The 813-nt window shown below is 31.5% G+C and carries 1 protein-coding gene; it reads right to left on the bottom strand.

Translation table 11 applies throughout. The annotated features are described in order from the left end of the window. Positions 1–83: 83 nt before the first annotated feature. Positions 84–578 carry a hypothetical protein gene (locus tag ACYPXO_RS00005; protein WP_459638701.1) on the bottom strand — a complete coding sequence of 165 codons (495 nt, stop codon included), beginning with the start codon at positions 576–578 and terminating at the stop codon, positions 84–86. Between the last annotated feature and the right edge of the window lie 235 nt (positions 579–813).

Genomic DNA, 813 nt, shown 5'->3' with positions numbered 1-813 from the left:
CACCAAAAGATTATGAAGAACTGTATCGTAGGCTTCAGCAAGACGAATTGCAGCTGGCAGGTTAAGATGAGGAAAACCTCATTTTAACTTGTACTAAATCTTGACATAGGATCAAGTGCTGTACACTCAAGACTAGATGTCATTTCTTTTCCATTTGTTATAAACAAATCACTCAACTTTAATTCCTGACGTTCCGGTTCTTCCTTTGTTCCATTGTAAAAAACAACAAACTGTGGAAACGGAATACATAATGGTGTGTTCATGTATAATTTATGTTTCACCGGCTCTATCTGTTTCCGATACAGTGAAGCAAAATAAAAAAATGTTCTCAATGGTAAATTAGGACTAAATGAACTTTGGTGCTCATATAAATTCAGTACATCGTCAATAATAAATGACAAATCATTTTTCATTCCCATATATACAACATCTTCTATTGTTGTAATTGTTAATTCCTCTGAATTAGTATAAGAACTGTTATTTACCGCATTATAAAGTTCCAGCAAATCTTCCCTATTTTGAAAAATCAAACGGAACACTCTCTCTTTGTACTTCTTATTTATTTTATGTAACGTCAATCTTTTTCCTCCCTTTTATTTTATCAAACAATATTTATTGATGCAATATAAAGAAAAATCCCCCAATAAACATCACCAACTTTCTTATGTAAATTGTAAATATGTGTAATCTGCTGATTTAATTTGTGACGATTGTCACTGAACTTTAGAAAAATGTGGAACTTCTGTAAAATTCCGATTTGTGAGTTTTATCATAACATCTCTCTTTATCTTTTTCAATAAATATCCACCCGCC

This window comes from Faecalimonas canis, assembly GCF_054601575.1.
Note: the sequence above shows the minus strand (reverse complement) of the source record. Positions and strands in the feature narration are given on the sequence as shown.